This window comes from Staphylococcus sp. 8AQ (assembly GCF_902506595.1).
In the GTDB taxonomy this organism is placed as follows: domain Bacteria; phylum Bacillota; class Bacilli; order Staphylococcales; family Staphylococcaceae; genus Staphylococcus; species Staphylococcus pasteuri.
The window spans coordinates 1,491,863-1,504,131 of record NZ_LR733871.1 but is presented as its reverse complement, the minus strand read 5'-3'; the positions used below and the strand labels follow the sequence as shown (position 1 = coordinate 1,504,131).

Annotated in this window: 15 protein-coding genes; all 15 read left to right on the top strand. The window is 33.2% G+C overall.

What is annotated here, in order from left to right; all coding sequences use genetic code 11:
• The first annotated feature begins 167 nt into the window (after window positions 1-167).
• Complete coding sequence (locus tag GVY01_RS07480; RefSeq protein ID WP_017636781.1) at window positions 168-767, top strand: thymidine kinase; 600 nt, start codon at window positions 168-170, stop codon at window positions 765-767.
• The gene (gene prfA / locus GVY01_RS07475; RefSeq protein ID WP_017636780.1) at window positions 767-1,843 is read left to right on the top strand and encodes a peptide chain release factor 1; all 1,077 of its coding nucleotides are present in this window, start codon (window positions 767-769) and stop codon (window positions 1,841-1,843) included. The genes GVY01_RS07480 and prfA overlap by 1 nt, the downstream gene beginning before the upstream one ends.
• A complete protein-coding gene (prmC, locus tag GVY01_RS07470) occupies window positions 1,830-2,666 on the top strand; it encodes a peptide chain release factor N(5)-glutamine methyltransferase (protein ID WP_108016981.1) in 837 nt (278 codons plus the stop codon). Before prfA ends, prmC begins: the two co-directional genes overlap by 14 nt.
• Before the next feature lie 205 nt (window positions 2,667-2,871).
• Window positions 2,872-3,915, top strand: a complete 1,044-nt coding sequence (locus GVY01_RS07465; protein ID WP_046466900.1) for an L-threonylcarbamoyladenylate synthase — start codon at window positions 2,872-2,874, stop codon at window positions 3,913-3,915.
• On the top strand, window positions 3,912-4,358 hold the full coding sequence (locus GVY01_RS07460) for a low molecular weight protein arginine phosphatase (RefSeq protein ID WP_159333697.1): 447 nt from the start codon (window positions 3,912-3,914) through the stop codon (window positions 4,356-4,358). The genes GVY01_RS07465 and GVY01_RS07460 overlap by 4 nt, the downstream gene beginning before the upstream one ends.
• A 92-nt stretch (window positions 4,359-4,450) precedes the next feature.
• Entirely contained in the window at window positions 4,451-4,975 is a 525-nt protein-coding gene (locus GVY01_RS07455) for a TIGR01440 family protein (protein ID WP_017636776.1), read from the top strand.
• 22 nt (window positions 4,976-4,997) lie between these two features.
• A complete protein-coding gene (gene glyA, locus GVY01_RS07450) occupies window positions 4,998-6,236 on the top strand; it encodes a serine hydroxymethyltransferase (RefSeq protein ID WP_017636775.1) in 1,239 nt (412 codons plus the stop codon).
• 36 nt (window positions 6,237-6,272) lie between these two features.
• A complete protein-coding gene (gene upp / locus GVY01_RS07445) occupies window positions 6,273-6,902 on the top strand; it encodes a uracil phosphoribosyltransferase (protein WP_017636774.1) in 630 nt (209 codons plus the stop codon).
• Window positions 6,903-6,942: 40 nt separating this feature from the next.
• Window positions 6,943-8,064, top strand: a complete 1,122-nt coding sequence (gene wecB / locus GVY01_RS07440) for a non-hydrolyzing UDP-N-acetylglucosamine 2-epimerase (protein ID WP_046466918.1) — start codon at window positions 6,943-6,945, stop codon at window positions 8,062-8,064.
• A gap of 161 nt (window positions 8,065-8,225) precedes the next feature.
• Window positions 8,226-8,576 carry an ATP synthase subunit I gene (locus GVY01_RS07435; protein ID WP_081581205.1) on the top strand — a complete coding sequence of 117 codons (351 nt, stop codon included), beginning with the start codon at window positions 8,226-8,228 and terminating at the stop codon, window positions 8,574-8,576.
• Between the two features lie 25 nt (window positions 8,577-8,601).
• On the top strand, window positions 8,602-9,330 hold the full coding sequence (atpB, locus tag GVY01_RS07430; protein WP_017636772.1) for a F0F1 ATP synthase subunit A: 729 nt from the start codon (window positions 8,602-8,604) through the stop codon (window positions 9,328-9,330).
• Between the two features lie 39 nt (window positions 9,331-9,369).
• Window positions 9,370-9,582 (top strand): F0F1 ATP synthase subunit C, encoded by a 213-nt coding sequence (gene atpE, locus GVY01_RS07425; RefSeq protein ID WP_001048816.1) that lies wholly within the window; start codon window positions 9,370-9,372, stop codon window positions 9,580-9,582.
• A 95-nt stretch (window positions 9,583-9,677) separates the two neighbouring features.
• A complete protein-coding gene (locus tag GVY01_RS07420; RefSeq protein ID WP_017636771.1) occupies window positions 9,678-10,199 on the top strand; it encodes a F0F1 ATP synthase subunit B in 522 nt (173 codons plus the stop codon).
• Window positions 10,199-10,738, top strand: a complete 540-nt coding sequence (locus tag GVY01_RS07415) for a F0F1 ATP synthase subunit delta (RefSeq protein ID WP_159333696.1) — start codon at window positions 10,199-10,201, stop codon at window positions 10,736-10,738. The genes GVY01_RS07420 and GVY01_RS07415 overlap by 1 nt, the downstream gene beginning before the upstream one ends.
• Window positions 10,739-10,760: 22 nt before the next feature.
• Window positions 10,761-12,269, top strand: a complete 1,509-nt coding sequence (gene atpA, locus GVY01_RS07410) for a F0F1 ATP synthase subunit alpha (RefSeq protein ID WP_017636769.1) — start codon at window positions 10,761-10,763, stop codon at window positions 12,267-12,269.

Genomic DNA, 12,269 nt, shown 5'->3' with positions numbered 1-12,269 from the left:
AAAAAGTATGATTGTTAATATAACATTTAAATAAGCCAGTCCAGTAAATAAGTTATAAGCAAATTTTCAAAAATGATTTAACGAATCAATTGTTAAAATAGCATTTATGAAATTTCAAAATATGATATAATTAAGCGATTATGTTTTGAAAAAAGGTGGAACGTTTAATGTATGAAACTTATCATTCCGGATGGATCGAATGTATTACCGGAAGTATGTTTAGTGGTAAATCAGAAGAACTTATTCGTCGTTTAAGACGAGGTATTTATGCTAAACAGAAAGTCATTGTTTTTAAACCAGCTATAGATGATCGTTATCATAAAGAAAAGGTAGTTTCACATAATGGAAATGCTATTGAAGCAATCAATATTGCAACAGCTAGAGAAATACTCATTCATGATGTATCACACGTAGATGTTATAGGGATTGATGAAGTTCAATTTTTCGATGAAAATATTGTAAGTATCATACAACAACTTGCAGATAATGGTCACAGGGTTATTGTAGCCGGATTAGATATGGATTTTAGAGGAGAACCCTTTGAACCTATACCTAAATTATTATCTTTAAGTGAGCACGTGACTAAATTACAAGCTGTTTGTGCAGTATGTGGTAGCCCTTCAAGTAGAACACAAAGACTTATAGATGGGCAACCGGCTAAAGCAGATGATCCAATAATTCTAGTCGGTGCAAATGAAAGTTACGAACCTAGATGTAGAGCACATCACATAGTGGCTCCAAGTGAAAATGAGAAGGAGGAAATGTAGTGTTTGATCAATTAGAAATTGTAGAGGAAAGATATGAACAATTAAATGAAATGTTAAGTGACCCTGATGTCGTTAATGATTCAGATAAATTACGTAAATATTCTAAAGAACAAGCAGATTTACAAAAAACTGTAGATGTTTACAGAAGCTACAAAAGCAAAAAAGAAGAATTAAGTGATATTGAAGAAATGTTGAATGAAACTTCGGATAAAGAAGAAGTTGAAATGTTAAAAGAAGAAAGTGCAACATTGAAAAATGAATTACCAGAAATGGAAGAACAACTTAAATTATTACTAATTCCTAAAGACCCTAATGATGAGAAAGATGTTATCGTTGAGATTAGAGCAGCAGCTGGGGGGGATGAAGCGGCAATTTTTGCTGGTGATTTAATGAGAATGTATTCTAAGTACGCAGAAATGCATAACTTCAAAACTGAAATTGTTGAAGCTTCTGAAAGTGATCATGGCGGTTATAAAGAAGTTAGTTTTTCAGTATCAGGTAATGGTGCGTATAGTAAATTAAAATTTGAAAATGGCGCACACCGTGTTCAACGTGTACCTGAAACAGAATCAGGTGGTAGAATTCATACTTCCACAGCAACCGTTGCAGTATTGCCAGAAGTAGAAGATGTTGAAATTGAAGTTAGAAATGAAGATTTGAAAATTGATACGTATCGTTCTAGTGGTGCAGGTGGACAACACGTCAATACTACCGATTCAGCAGTACGTATTACTCACTTACCAACAGGTATTATAGCTACTTCTTCAGAAAAATCACAAATACAAAACAGAGAAAAAGCTTTAAAAGTATTAAAAGCAAGATTATATGACATGAAGTTACAAGAAGAACAACAAAAATATGCTTCACAAAGAAAATCAGCAGTAGGTACAGGAGATCGTTCAGAACGTATCAGAACATATAACTATCCTCAAAGCCGTGTAACTGACCATAGAATTGGCTTAACTTTACAAAAATTAAGTCAAATCATGGAAGGAAATTTAGATGAAGTTATTGATGCTTTAACATTGTCTGAACAAACAGATAAATTGAAAGAATTAAACAATGGTGAGTTATAAAGATTATTTGGCAAACGCTATTTCTTTAGCAAAAGAGAAGGGTTTTGAACAGACACGAGCTGAGTGGTTATTATTAGATACATTTAATTGGACACGAACAGATTATCTCATACATATGAATGATGAGATGTCTGAGGCTGATAAAGCTAAATTCGGATTGAATTTACAAAGAATGTTATTAGGTGAACCAATACAATATATTGTTGGTTTTCAATCGTTTTATGGACAACGTTTTAAAGTTTCTGATCAATGTTTAATCCCAAGACCAGAAACAGAAGAAGTCATGCTCCACTTTTTAAATTTATGTCAAAATGACGATACTATAGCTGATATTGGTACTGGTAGTGGTGCTATAGCCATTAGTTTGAAAATGTTAAAGCCTTCTTTAAAAGTTATCGCTACAGATTTATATGAGGATGCACTAGATGTAGCTCGCAGTAACTCAGAACAATTTGATGTGTATATTAATTTAATGCAAGGAAATGCTTTGAAACCATTGATTGAACAAAACATTAAACTAAACGGCCTTATTTCTAATCCACCATACATTGATGTGAAAGATGTAAAAGATATGTCTAAAACAGTTGTCGATTATGAACCGCATCAAGCTTTATTTGCTAAAAGTGAAGGTTATGCAATTTATAAGTCTATATTAGAAGATTTACCTAAAGTGTTACTTCCAAAGGCACATGTTGTTTTTGAAATTGGCTATAATCAAGGGCAAACTTTAAAAGAAATCGTTCATAACATGTATCCCGATAAAGAAGTAGCAGTTTATCAAGATATCAATCAACTTGATAGAATTTTAGAAATAAAATGGTAAATAAAAGTGATAATAGATAAGTTTCGTTGTTATTTTTATTCGTTTTAATATAAATATGCAAGGTTAATCAAAACTTGATGTATATTAAACGTCGTTATTAATGGGGTGGGAATGAGCATTCTTTCATGTATAAAATGAAAGACATAAAGCTATCCCACTCCTTTTTATTTTTAATTTAACTATGGGAAAGAGGTGTGATTTGAAATTGGAAACTAAGATATGGGATTTAAGAGAATATAGTAAAAATATCGAACAATATCCATATATAAAAGAGATCAAAGATGTCGTGTTAAATGGTGGTCTTGTAGCACTACCAACAGAGACAGTATATGGTTTAGGTGCTGATGCTACTAATCAAGAAGCGGTTAGTAAAATATATCAAGCTAAAGGAAGACCATCAGATAATCCGTTAATTGTACACATACATGATATTTCTCAAATGGATCGTTTCATTGATAAGTTAGACCCAAAAGTACGACAATTAATGGATGCTTTTTGGCCGGGACCTATATCATTTATCTTACCTCTAAAATCAGGATATTTATGTGAAAAAGTAACAGGTGGACTAAATTCTATTGCTGTAAGAATGCCTAGCCACTTGATTGGTAGGGGTTTATTACAATTAATTAATAAGCCTATAGCTGCACCAAGTGCAAATATTAGTGGTAGACCATCTCCTACAACCTTTGACCATGTATTTAATGATTTAAATGGTAGAATTGATGGCATTATAAATGGTGATCAAAGTGAAGAAGGATTAGAAAGCACTGTATTAGATTGTACACAGTATCCTTTTAGAATTGCACGTCCAGGATCAGTTACACAATCTATGATTGAAACAATTATACCTCATAGTATTGCACAATCAGATTTTAATGAAAGTGCTAAACCTATCGCACCTGGTATGAAATATAAACATTATTCACCAGATACTCCGATAACTATTCTTGAAGGATTAAGCCAGAAAATTCCAGATAATGATAAATGGAATCAAACAGCTTTCGTTGTTCCTAAAAGTTTAAGTCATTATTTACCTAAAGAATCTATTTTTATTAAATTATGTGAAGATAAAGATGATATCAAACAAGCAAATCATTTAATATATAGTATTTTACATGATATAGATCAGCGAGATGATATTGTTCAAGCATATATTTTTGGTTTTGAAAAAAATGATAACACTGAAGCTATCATGAATAGAATGTTAAAAGCTGCTGGAAATCAGATTGTTAATGAGGTGTCTTTATGAAATTAATATTTGTATGTACTGGTAACACTTGTCGTAGTCCCATGGCTGAAAGTACTGCACAATCAGTATTTAATAAATTAGACATTACCATTGAGTCAAGAGGCATATTTGCTATGGAACAACAACCTATTTCAAAGTTATCTGAAGAAATATTAACTGAAAATGATTTGCCTCAACCTTCATTAACACAGAGTTTTTCTAGAGAAGATATAGATGCTAATATTATTCTAACAATGTCTAAATCGCATAAGGACATTATATTGTCTCAATATGGTACTGATGCTCTTCCAAATGTATTTACTTTGAGTGAATTTGTAGGGGAAGTAGATGATATTTATGATCCTTATGGTGGAGACAAGTTTACTTATCAACAAACATTTAACCAAATTTATGACTTAATTATGAAAATCGACCCAAAAGTTCTGTTAGAGAATTATATATAATTAGTATATGTTACGCTTTAAATACGTTATAATAAGGGAGTATAGCAATTTTGCTATGTTCCTTTTTATTTTTTTAGGGGGGTGGGTTTCAAATGCAAGATTTTTCAATGTTGTTAGACGAATTAAAAGCAATGTCCTTTTTTAATGAAAATGAGATATGCTTGATTGGTTGTTCAACTTCTGAAGTTATTGGTCAGCGAATTGGTTCTGTTGGATCAATGGAAGTGGCTGAATCAATATTTAAAGAGTTAGAAAAAGTGAAACAACAGACAGGTGTTTCATTCGCATTTCAAGGGTGTGAGCATATTAATAGAGCAATCACTATTGAAAGATCCGATTTTAATCCACTAACAATGGAAGAAGTTACAGTTGTACCAGATGTTCATGCAGGTGGTAGCTTAGCTACATACGCATATCAACATATGGAAGACCCAGTTGTTGTTGAACATATTTCAGTTCCGAAAGGTATAGATATTGGTCAAACATTAATAGGCATGCACATTAAACATGTTTGTGTGCCAGTTAGAACTAGTATTAAGCAAGTGGGGGAAGCAATCGTTACTATTGCTACATCAAGACCTAAAAAAATTGGTGGCGAACGTGCAAAATATAATTAATTAGTTGAAAGAAGGGGATTATATGTCTTACATCGAAAAGCAAGATAAAGTGATTTTTGAAGCTATTGAGAAAGAGTTTAATCGACAAAATAATAATATTGAGTTAATTGCATCTGAAAACTTTGTTTCAGAAGCTGTTATGGAAGCACAAGGATCTGTATTAACTAATAAATATGCGGAAGGTTATCCAGGCCGTCGTTATTATGGTGGCTGTGAATTTGTAGACGTTACAGAATCAGTAGCAATCGACCGTGCTAAAGCATTATTTGGAGCAGAACATGTTAATGTTCAGCCTCACTCTGGTTCTCAAGCTAATATGGCAGTTTATTTAGTAGCATTAGAATATGGAGATACTGTTTTAGGCATGAATTTAAGTCACGGTGGTCATTTAACTCATGGTTCACCAGTTAATTTTAGTGGTAAATCTTATAATTTTGTCGAATATGGTGTAGATAAAGATACAGAACTTATTAATTATGACGAAGTACGTAGATTAGCAATTGAACATAAACCTAAATTAATTGTCGCAGGTGCATCTGCTTATTCACGTCAAATTGATTTCAAAAAATTTAAAGAAATAGCTGATGAAGTTGGCGCTAAATTAATGGTGGATATGGCTCATATTGCTGGTTTAGTCGCTGCAGGTTTACACCAAAACCCAGTTGAATATGCTGACTTTGTTACTACAACAACACATAAAACATTACGTGGACCACGTGGTGGCATGATTTTATGTAAAGAAGAATACAAAAAGGCAATAGATAAAACGATTTTCCCTGGTATTCAAGGTGGTCCTTTAGAACATGTTATCGCAGCAAAAGCAGTAGCATTTGGTGAAGCTTTAGACAATAATTTTAAAGTTTATCAAAAGCAAGTGATTAAAAATGCACAAACATTAGCGGATACCCTTTCAAAAGAAGGATTTAGAATCGTTTCAGGTGGTACAGATAATCACTTAGTAGCTGTAGACGTTAAAGGCTCTGTAAATATTACTGGTAAAGTTGCAGAAGAAACGCTTGATAGCGTTGGCATTACTTGCAATAAAAATACTATTCCATTTGATCAAGAAAAGCCATTTGTTACAAGTGGTATTAGATTAGGAACACCAGCGGCCACTACTCGTGGTTTTGATGAAAAAGCATTTGAAGAAGTAGCAAAAATTATTGGTTTAGCTTTGAAAAATCATGAAGATGAAGCTAAATTAAAAGAAGCAAAAACGCGTGTTTTAGCGTTAACTGAAAAATATCCTTTATATCAATAAAATACAAGGATATACAGAATATTGGAGGAAATGAAAATGAGTAAAGTACATGTATTTGATCATCCATTAATTCAACACAAATTGAGTTACATTCGTGATGCTCGTACTGGAACTAAAGAGTTTAGAGAACTAGTAGATGAAGTTGGTATGCTTATGGCATACGAAGTTACAAGAGATCTAGAGTTACAAGATGTTGAAATTGAAACTCCAGTAACTAAAATGACAGCTAAACGCTTAGCAGGTAAAAAATTAGCAATTGTACCTATTTTAAGAGCTGGACTAGGCATGACTGAAGGTATTTTAAGTTTAGTTCCTGCAGCAAGAGTAGGGCACATCGGTTTATATCGTGATCCTGAAACACTTAAAGCAGTAGAATACTTCTCTAAAATGCCTCAAGATATTGATGAGCGTGAAATCATCGTTGTGGATCCGATGTTGGCAACAGGAGCATCTGCAATAGAAGCTATTACTTCATTGAAAAACAAAGGTGCCAAAAATATTCGTTTCATGTGCTTAATTGCTGCGCCAGAAGGTGTTGAAAAAATGAAAGAAGCTCATGATGATGTTGATATTTATATTGCAGCATTAGATGAGAAACTTAATGACAAAGCTTATATTACACCTGGATTAGGTGACGCAGGAGATCGATTATTCGGTACGAAATAGATATTGAAAACGGAGATAGATACGTTTGAAGAAAAAAATTATGACTATATTTGGAACTAGGCCGGAAGCTATTAAAATGGCGCCACTAGTTAAAGCGATTGAAAACGATGAGCAGTTGGAAGTATGCGTGGTTGTTACGGCTCAACATAGAGAAATGCTAGACGCTGTATTAAAAACGTTTGATATTGTTCCTGATTATGATTTGAATATTATGAAAGAAGGACAGACACTTTCGGAAATAACTTCAAAATCAATGATTGAATTGGAATCTATCATCAAACATGTTAAACCTAATATGGTATTGGTACACGGAGATACAGCGACTACATTTTCAGGAAGTCTAGCAGCGTTTTATAATCAAGTACCAATAGGTCACGTTGAGGCTGGATTACGAAGTTATGATAAATATTCACCTTATCCAGAAGAAATGAATAGACAAATGGTAGGAGTACTAACTGACATTCATTTTGCACCGACTTTCAATGCTAGGAAACATTTGCTTGACGAAGGTAAGGATATAAACTCAGTTGTGGTAACTGGTAATACAGCGATTGACGCATTAAATTATACAGTTAATGACGATTATCATTCTGACATTTTAAATAGACATAAGAATAAAAGAATATTGTTATTAACTGCACATCGTCGCGAAAACATTGGTGAACCAATGGAACATATTTTTAAAGCTGTTAGAAAGCTTGTAGATGAAGATGAGTCACTCGTAGTTGTTTATCCAGTGCATATGAATCCTAAAGTTCGTGATATTGCACAACATATTTTAGGCAAACATGACAGAATAGAACTTATTGAACCTTTAGATGTTTTAGATTTTCACAATTTTGCTAAACAAGCGCATCTCATTTTGACAGACTCTGGAGGGATTCAAGAAGAAGCCCCTTCATTACACAAACCAGTATTAGTATTAAGAGATAATACTGAGAGACCTGAAGGTGTTGAAGCTGGTACATTAAAAGTAGTTGGTACTTCGATGAATAATGTCTATAAAGAAACCAAAAAATTGTTAGAAGATAAAAACCTTTACAAGAGTATGAGTGAGGCAAATAATCCATATGGAGATGGAAGCGCTTCTGATAGAATTGTAAATCATATCAAATATTATTTTGATTTAATAAGTGAAAAACCAAAAGATTTTAAACAATAAAAGATGTATACCGTTTAAATGTGGCTAATTTGTGACAATTTTAGCTTAAAATTCAACAACAATTTGAATAGAATTGACACCGTTGTAGGCGCTATATTATCATTTAGATTGTATGAGTGGAACGGTTTACATGATTGTATAAGACACTCGGAGGCAAACAAATGGGTCGTTTCTACATCATTTTCAAACAATATATACAATATTATCTCTATTTATTGATATTATTAGGTATATTGTATCTCTTTTCACCCCATCCTTTTTTATTAGGTTTGATTATTGGTACATGTGGATCTTTAGTTAATACATACATCTTTGAGATCTATTTATTTCATGCACAAAAAGCTGAGTCAAACCATATATCAACAGGAAATATGTGGAGATATTTAGTGGCTATTGTCGTGTGTATAATATGGTTTTTCTTTAAAGATCACATCAATATCATTGGGGTGTTAATAGGGCTAATGATTTCTTATATCGTAATCATCTGTCGCCCTCTACTTAATAGGGAGTAAAATTTAAAACGAAAGAGGTGAGAATATGGATCATAAAGACCCGAAAGTAAGTTTGGATATTTTCGGTTTTGACCTTGTATTTAACATGGCAAGTGTAATGATGGTGTTAATTACAGCAGTTCTCGTTTTTTTACTAGCAATTATTTGTACACGTAATTTAAAGAAACGACCAACTGGTAAACAGAACTTTATTGAATGGGTTTTTGACTTTGTTAGAGGCATCATCGAAGGTAATATGGCATGGAAAAAAGGTGGACATTTTCACTTCTTAGCAGTGACATTAATTTTATACATCTTCATTTCTAATATGTTAGGTTTACCATTTGCAATAGTAACTAAAGATCACTACTTATGGTGGAAATCACCTACCGCAGATGCAACAGTTACATTGACATTGTCAACTACTGTTATTCTATTAACACATTATTATGGTATTAAAATGCGTGGTACAAAGAATTATTTCAAAGGTTATGTTCAACCGTTTTGGCCACTTGCAATTATAAACGTGTTTGAAGAGTTTACTTCAACATTAACACTTGGACTACGTTTATATGGTAATATCTTTGCAGGTGAACTATTACTAAGCTTATTAGCTGGATTATTCTTCCAAGAACCAGCATGGGGTTGGATAATTAGTATACCTGGTTTAATTGTTTGGCAAGGATTCTCAATCTTTGTAGGTACAATACAAGCATATATCTTTATTATGCTTTCAATGGTTTACATGTCACACAAAGTGGCAGATGGACACTAAATTTAAAAATTATATACAATCTTAGGAGGAAAATTTATTATGAATTTAATCGCAGCGGCAATCGCAATTGGTTTATCAGCATTAGGTGCAGGTATCGGTAACGGTCTTATCGTATCTAGAACAGTAGAAGGTGTAGCACGTCAACCAGAAGCTCGTGGTCAATTAATGGGTATTATGTTCATTGGTGTTGGTTTAGTTGAGGCTTTACCTATCATCGGTGTTGTAATTGCATTCATGACATTTGCTGGATAAGACATTTATTTAAGGCGAAGTCTAATAGACTCTCGCCGTTCGTTTTATTTTTTATTGCTTAATGATTATTTTGACGAAAGGAGTGTCATGATCCCGTGACTGCAACAGCTAATATGTTCGTTATCGGTGCAGCTTCAGGCGTTGAATGGGGCACAGTAATAGTTCAAATTTTTACTTTTATTGTCCTATTAGCGTTATTGAAAAAATTTGCTTGGGGTCCATTAAAAGAAATAATGGATAAACGTGAACGTGATATCAACAAAGATATCGACGATGCGGAACAAGCTAAATTAAATGCACAAAAACTTGAAGAAGAAAATAAACAGACACTTAAAGAAACTCAAGATGAAGTTCAAAAAATTCTAGAAGATGCGAAAGTTCAAGCACGTAAACAACATGAAGAAATCATTCATGAAGCAAACGTTAGAGCTAATGGCATGATTGAAACTGCTCAAAGTGAAATTAATAGTCAAAAAGAACGTGCCATTGCAGATATTAATAACCAAGTATCTGAATTATCAGTTCTTATTGCTTCTAAAGTTCTTAGAAAAGAAATTTCAGAGCAAGATCAAAAAGAATTAGTTGAAAAGTATCTAAAAGAGGCAGGCGATAAATAATGACAAAAATCACTGACAAATACGCAAAGGCATTGTTTGATGTTTCTGCAGATACAAATCAATTGGATAGCATTTATGAAGAATTAGAAACAATTAGTCATTCTTCATTCGATTACATTAATGATTTAAAAGCCATTGATAGCAATCCTAAACTTACATTACAAAAGCGTCAAAACTTTGTAGGAGAGGTTTATGGTAATGCTAATCAGTACATTGTTAATATGTTGAAAGTGCTAGCGGAAAATCGTCATCTTTCACACATTGAAGATGTCTTTAAAGCTTTTCAATCACAGTATAATCAACATAACAATCAAGATTTCACATTAATAGAATCAACATATGATTTAAATGATGAAGAAATATCAAAAATCGTTGAACTAGTTAAACAACAAACAAACTTATCTAAAGTAATTGTTAGTACTAAAATTAATCAAGATTTAATTGGTGGTTTTAGAGTTAAGGTCGGCACGACTGTTATGGATGGCAGTGTTAAAAATGATCTTATTCAATTACAACGTAAATTTAAAAGAGCAAACTAATTAATAAAGAGGAGTGACATAGATGGCCATAAAAGCTGAAGAAATCAGTGCATTACTTCGCTCACAAATTGAGAATTATGAGTCAGAAATGTCCGTAACAGATGTTGGTACAGTATTACAAATTGGTGATGGTATCGCATTAATTCACGGATTAAATGACGTTATGGCTGGTGAGCTAGTAGAATTCCAAAACGGCGTGCTCGGTTTAGCACAAAACCTTGAAGAATCTAATGTTGGTGTGGTTATCTTAGGACCATACACAGATATTAGTGAAGGTGACGAAGTTAAACGTACAGGACGTATTATGGAAGTACCTGTAGGTGACGAACTAATTGGACGAGTAGTAAATCCATTAGGTCAACCTATCGATGGACAAGGTCCTATCAACGCAACAAAAACAAGACCAGTTGAGAAAAAAGCAACTGGAGTAATGGATCGTAAATCAGTTGATGAACCATTACAAACTGGTATTAAAGCTATCGATGCATTAGTACCAATTGGACGTGGTCAACGTGAGTTAATCATTGGTGACCGTCAAACAGGTAAAACAACTGTTGCAATTGATACAATCTTAAACCAAAAAAATGAAGATACAATTTGTATCTATGTAGCTATTGGTCAAAAAGATTCAACTGTAAGAGCCAATGTAGAAAAATTAAGACAAGCTGGCGCTTTAGATTATACAATCGTTGTATCTGCATCAGCAGCTGAACCAGCGCCATTATTATATATCGCGCCATATTCAGGTGTAACAATGGGCGAAGAGTTCATGTTTAACGGTAAACATGTTTTAATCGTTTATGATGATTTAACTAAACAAGCATCAGCTTATCGTGAACTTTCATTATTATTACGTAGACCTCCAGGCCGTGAAGCATACCCTGGTGATGTGTTCTATCTACATAGTAGATTACTTGAAAGAGCAGCTAAGTTAAATGATGATTTAGGTGGCGGATCTATTACTGCGTTACCAATCATTGAAACTCAAGCAGGAGACATTTCAGCTTATGTTCCAACAAACGTTATTTCAATTACTGATGGACAAATTTTCTTACAATCTGATTTATTCTTCTCAGGTGTAAGACCTGCGATTAACGCTGGACAATCAGTATCACGTGTTGGTGGTTCTGCTCAAATTAAAGCGATGAAAAAAGTAGCAGGTACTTTACGTTTAGACCTTGCTTCTTATAGAGAATTAGAATCATTTGCTCAATTTGGTTCTGATTTAGATGAATTCACAGCTAAAAAATTAGAACGTGGTAAACGTACTGTTGAAATCTTAAAACAAGATCAAAATAAACCACTTCCTGTAGAAAACCAAGTATTAATTATCTTTGCATTAACTAAAGGATATTTAGACGATATTCCTGTTGAAGATATTACTCGTTTTGAGGATGAATTAAACCACTGGGCAGCTTCAAATGCGACAGAATTACTTTCTGAAATCAGAGAAACTGGTGCTTTACCAGATGCTGATAAATTTGATTCTGCAATTACCGAATTCAAAAAAAGCTTTAGTAAATCAGAATAA

What these genes read in the sequence shown, in the direction of transcription:
- GVY01_RS07455 (WP_017636776.1), top strand. Translation starts at nt 4,451, where the DNA reads ATGCAAGATTTTTCAATGTTGTTAGACGAATTAAAAGCAATGTCCTTT.
- wecB (WP_046466918.1), top strand. Translation starts at nt 6,943, where the DNA reads ATGACTATATTTGGAACTAGGCCGGAAGCTATTAAAATGGCGCCACTA.
- atpB (WP_017636772.1), top strand. Translation starts at nt 8,602, where the DNA reads ATGGATCATAAAGACCCGAAAGTAAGTTTGGATATTTTCGGTTTTGAC.
- GVY01_RS07460 (WP_159333697.1), top strand. Translation starts at nt 3,912, where the DNA reads ATGAAATTAATATTTGTATGTACTGGTAACACTTGTCGTAGTCCCATG.
- prmC (WP_108016981.1), top strand. Translation starts at nt 1,830, where the DNA reads ATGGTGAGTTATAAAGATTATTTGGCAAACGCTATTTCTTTAGCAAAA.
- GVY01_RS07415 (WP_159333696.1), top strand. Translation starts at nt 10,199, where the DNA reads ATGACAAAAATCACTGACAAATACGCAAAGGCATTGTTTGATGTTTCT.
- GVY01_RS07480 (WP_017636781.1), top strand. Translation starts at nt 168, where the DNA reads ATGTATGAAACTTATCATTCCGGATGGATCGAATGTATTACCGGAAGT.
- atpA (WP_017636769.1), top strand. Translation starts at nt 10,761, where the DNA reads ATGGCCATAAAAGCTGAAGAAATCAGTGCATTACTTCGCTCACAAATT.
- upp (WP_017636774.1), top strand. Translation starts at nt 6,273, where the DNA reads ATGAGTAAAGTACATGTATTTGATCATCCATTAATTCAACACAAATTG.
- glyA (WP_017636775.1), top strand. Translation starts at nt 4,998, where the DNA reads ATGTCTTACATCGAAAAGCAAGATAAAGTGATTTTTGAAGCTATTGAG.
- GVY01_RS07435 (WP_081581205.1), top strand. Translation starts at nt 8,226, where the DNA reads ATGGGTCGTTTCTACATCATTTTCAAACAATATATACAATATTATCTC.
- atpE (WP_001048816.1), top strand. Translation starts at nt 9,370, where the DNA reads ATGAATTTAATCGCAGCGGCAATCGCAATTGGTTTATCAGCATTAGGT.